Genomic DNA, 4,068 nt, shown 5'->3' on the forward strand with positions numbered 1-4,068 from the left:
CTCCCACAGTGGATTTGCGTTGCTGATGCATCTGCGGAACGGGACTGTTGCAAAGTGTGTCTAGACTCTCACTGTCCCCTTTGAGTGAAAAAACAATGACAACACCCACGGCTCCTATAGCTCTTTATACGGGCGAAGAACGCAACAAGCGGATCTTCGCCATCGTCGGTGCTTCGTCCGGCAACCTGGTCGAATGGTTCGACTTCTATGTCTATGCCTTCTGCGCGATCTATTTCGCGCCGGCCTTTTTCCCGTCCGACAACCCCACGGTGCAGTTGGTCAACACGGCTGGCGTGTTTGCCGCCGGCTTCCTGATGCGCCCGATTGGTGGCTGGATTTTCGGTCGGTTGGCGGACAAGCACGGGCGCAAGAACTCGATGCTGATCTCGATTCTGATGATGTGCTTCGGCTCTTTGCTTATTGCCTGCTTGCCGACCTACAACAGTATCGGGGTCTGGGCGCCGATCCTGTTGCTGTTCGCCCGTTTGCTGCAAGGCTTGTCGGTGGGCGGTGAGTACGGCACCACCGCGACTTACATGAGCGAAGTGGCGCTCAAGGGCCAGCGCGGTTTCTTCGCCTCGTTCCAGTACGTGACCCTGATTGGCGGCCAGTTGCTCGCGGTGTCGCTGGTGGTGATCCTGCAACAGTTCCTCACCGAGGATGACCTGCGTGCCTACGGTTGGCGGATTCCCTTTGTGGTCGGTGCCATGGCGGCGTTGGTTTCGCTGTATCTGCGTCGTTCGCTTAAAGAAACTTCCAGCAAGGAAATGCGCGAAAACAAGGACGCAGGAAGCATCAGCGCGCTGTTTCGCGACCACAAAGCCGCGTTCATCACCGTACTGGGTTACACCGCCGGTGGTTCGCTGATTTTCTACACCTTCACCACGTATATGCAGAAGTATCTGGTGAACACCGCCGGCATGCCGGCCAAGACCGCCAGCTACATCATGACCGGCGCGCTGTTCCTCTATATGTGCATGCAGCCGGTTTTCGGCATGCTCGCCGACAAGATCGGCCGGCGTAACTCGATGCTCTGGTTTGGCGCCCTCGGCACGCTGTTCACCGTACCGATCCTGTTGAGCCTCAAAAGCGTGACAAGTCCGTTTCTGGCCTTCGTGCTGATTACCCTGGCGCTGGCGATCGTCAGTTTCTACACCTCCATCAGTGGCCTGGTAAAAGCCGAGATGTTCCCGCCGGAAGTGCGTGCACTGGGCGTCGGCCTGGCGTATGCGGTGGCGAATGCGATCTTCGGTGGTTCGGCGGAATACGTGGCCTTGAGTCTCAAGGCCGTGGGCATGGAAAACTCCTTCTACTGGTACGTGACAGTGATGATGGCGATAGCGTTCCTGTTCAGCCTGCGTCTGCCGAAACAGGCGAAGTATCTGCATCACGATCTTTGATCTTCACGCGTGGGCCGCAGCGGCCCGCGCCTCCAGGAATTGTTTATGAACCAGCGACCGGGCAATCAATTGTTCGATGCCTATTTCACTGCCCGCGATATGCGTGAGGTGTTCTGCGATCAGGGCCGGGTCCAGGCCATGCTCGATTTCGAAGCGGCACTGGCCCGGGCCGAAGCGCAGGTAGGGTTGATTCCGTCGAGTGCTGTCGCGCCGATTGAAGCGGCTTGCCGCGCCGGGCTTTATGACTTCGCTACGTTGGGCGAGGCGATTGCCACCGCGGGTAACTCGGCGATTCCGTTGGTCAAGGCACTGGGCAAACAGATCGCGGCCACCGATGCCGAAGCCGAGCGCTATGTGCATCTGGGCGCGACCAGTCAGGACGTGATGGACAGCGGCCTGGTGCTGCAACTGCGCCGCGCACTGGAACTGATCGAAAACCATCTGGCGCAACTGGGGCAGACGCTCGCGTCCCAGGCCCAGCGCTACGCGACCACGCCATTGGCCGGACGTACCTGGCTGCAGCATGCAACGCCGGTCACCCTCGGTATGAAAATCGCCGGCTGGCTGGGGGCGGTGACGCGCAGTCGTCAGCGCTTGGCCGAACTCAAGCCGCGCCTGCTGGTGCTGCAATTCGGCGGCGCGTCCGGAACCCTTGCCGCCCTGGGTGAACAGGCCATGCCGATTGCCCGGGCGCTGGCCGAAGAACTGCAACTGACCTTGCCCGATCAGCCGTGGCATACCCAGCGCGATCGCGTGGTGGAGTTCGGCGCCGCACTCGGTCTGATCGCCGGCAGTCTCGGCAAACTCGGCCGCGACATCAGTCTGCTGATGCAAACCGAGGCCGCCGAATTGTTCGAGCCTTCGGCGCCGGGCAAGGGCGGTTCTTCGACCATGCCGCACAAGCGCAATCCGGTGGGCGCGGCGGTGCTGATCGGCGCGGCGACGCGTGTACCCGGTCTGCTCTCGACGCTGTTCAGCGCCATGCCCCAGGAACACGAGCGCAGCCTCGGCCTGTGGCATGCCGAGTGGGAAACCCTGCCGGAAATTTGCTGCCTGGTGTCGGGCAGCCTGCAGCAGGCGTTGCTGATCGCTCAAGGCCTGGAAGTGGATGCCGGGCGCATGGCGCGCAACCTCGATTTGACCCAGGGACTGGTGCTCGCCGAAGCGGTGAGCATCGTGCTCGCGCAACGGGTCGGTCGCGATACCGCACACCATCTGCTCGAACAATGCTGCAAACGCGCGGTGGCCGAACAGCGTCACCTGCGTGCGGTCCTCGGCGACGAACCGCAAGTGACCGCCGAGCTGTCGGCGGCTGAACTCGATCATCTGCTGGACCCCGCTCATTACCTCGGTCAGGCCAAAACCTGGGTCGAGCGCGCGGTGGCTGAACATTCTGCATTGACTGCCTGAAGGAGACTTGCTGTGGCTTTTGTACAACTCGCCGAGGGCGAACTGCATTACCAACTCGATGGACCGGTCGATGCGCCGGTACTGGTGTTGTCCAATTCTTTGGGCACTGACCTGCACATGTGGGACGCGCAAATCCCGGCGTTCACCGAGCATTTTCGCGTGTTGCGTTTCGACACCCGTGGTCACGGCCAATCGCTGGTGACGCCGGGGCCTTACAGCATCGAACAGCTGGGTCATGACGTGCTCGCCTTGCTGGATGCCTTGCACATCGAGCGCGCGCATTTCTGCGGTCTGTCCATGGGCGGGTTGATTGGCCAGTGGCTGGGGATCAATGCCGGCGAACGCCTGAACAAGCTGATCGTGTGCAACACCGCGGCGAAAATCGGCGATCCGTCGGTGTGGAACCCGCGTATCGAAATGGTGCTGCGTGATGGTCAGGCGGCCATGGTTGCACTGCGCGATGCGTCGATTGCCCGCTGGTTCACCCCGGACTTTTCCGAAGCCAACCCGGCAGCAGCGAAGCAGATTACCGACATGCTCGCGGCCACTTCGCCAGAAGGCTATGCGGCCAACTGTGCGGCGGTGCGCGATGCCGATTTCCGCGATCAGCTGTCGTCGATCAAGGCGCCGCTGCTGGTGATTGCCGGTACCGAAGACGCCGTGACGCCACCGTCTGGCGGGCATTTCATTCAAGAGCATGTGCCGGGCACCGAGTACGCCGAGTTCTACGCCGCGCACTTATCCAACGTCCAGGCAGGCGATGCGTTCAGCGAGCGCGTGCTGGCGTTTCTGTCGGCTGATTGAGGGTATTGCTGTGGATGAGAAACAACGTTACGACGAGGGGATGAAAGTCCGTCGCGCGGTCCTCGGCGACGCCCACGTCGACCGCAGCCTGACCGCCCTGACCGAGTTCAACTCGGAGTTTCAGGAGATGATCACCCGTCACGCCTGGGGCGACATCTGGACCCGCCCGGGCCTGCCGCGCCATACCCGCAGCCTGATCACCATTGCCATGTTGATCGGCATGAACCGCGAGGGCGAACTCAAACTGCACCTGCGCGCCGCCGCCAACAACGGCGTGAGCCGTGGCGAGATCAAGGAAGTGATCATGCAGAGCGCCATCTACTGCGGGATTCCGGCGGCCAATGCGACGTTCCATTTGGCCGAGTCGGTGTGGGATGAGTTGGGGGTTGAGTCGCGGGAGTGATTAGTAACACCGTACAACCTGTGGGAGCGAGCTTGCTCGCGATGGCGTCGG

General features: G+C 61.5%; 4 protein-coding genes. All 4 read left to right on the top strand.

The window, feature by feature from the left end; genetic code table 11:
- Positions 1–95: 95 nt before the first annotated feature.
- From ACXRVY_RS19130 to pcaC, 4 genes are read left to right on the top strand one after another with little or no spacing between them, the layout of a single operon-like run.
- A complete protein-coding gene (locus ACXRVY_RS19130; RefSeq protein WP_223463899.1) occupies positions 96–1,400 on the top strand; it encodes an MFS family transporter in 1,305 nt (434 codons plus the stop codon).
- 45 nt (positions 1,401–1,445) lie between these two features.
- Positions 1,446–2,810 (top strand): 3-carboxy-cis,cis-muconate cycloisomerase, encoded by a 1,365-nt coding sequence (locus ACXRVY_RS19135; protein WP_223463898.1) that lies wholly within the window; start codon positions 1,446–1,448, stop codon positions 2,808–2,810.
- 12 nt (positions 2,811–2,822) lie between these two features.
- Positions 2,823–3,614 (top strand): 3-oxoadipate enol-lactonase, encoded by a 792-nt coding sequence (gene pcaD, locus ACXRVY_RS19140; RefSeq protein WP_223463897.1) that lies wholly within the window; start codon positions 2,823–2,825, stop codon positions 3,612–3,614.
- Positions 3,615–3,624: 10 nt separating this feature from the next.
- Positions 3,625–4,017: a 4-carboxymuconolactone decarboxylase gene (pcaC, locus tag ACXRVY_RS19145; RefSeq protein ID WP_130210590.1), complete on the top strand. Its 393-nt coding sequence runs from the start codon at positions 3,625–3,627 to the stop codon at positions 4,015–4,017.
- The last annotated feature ends 51 nt before the right edge of the window (positions 4,018–4,068 follow it).

The organism is Pseudomonas sp. P5_A2_2 (assembly GCF_054177685.1).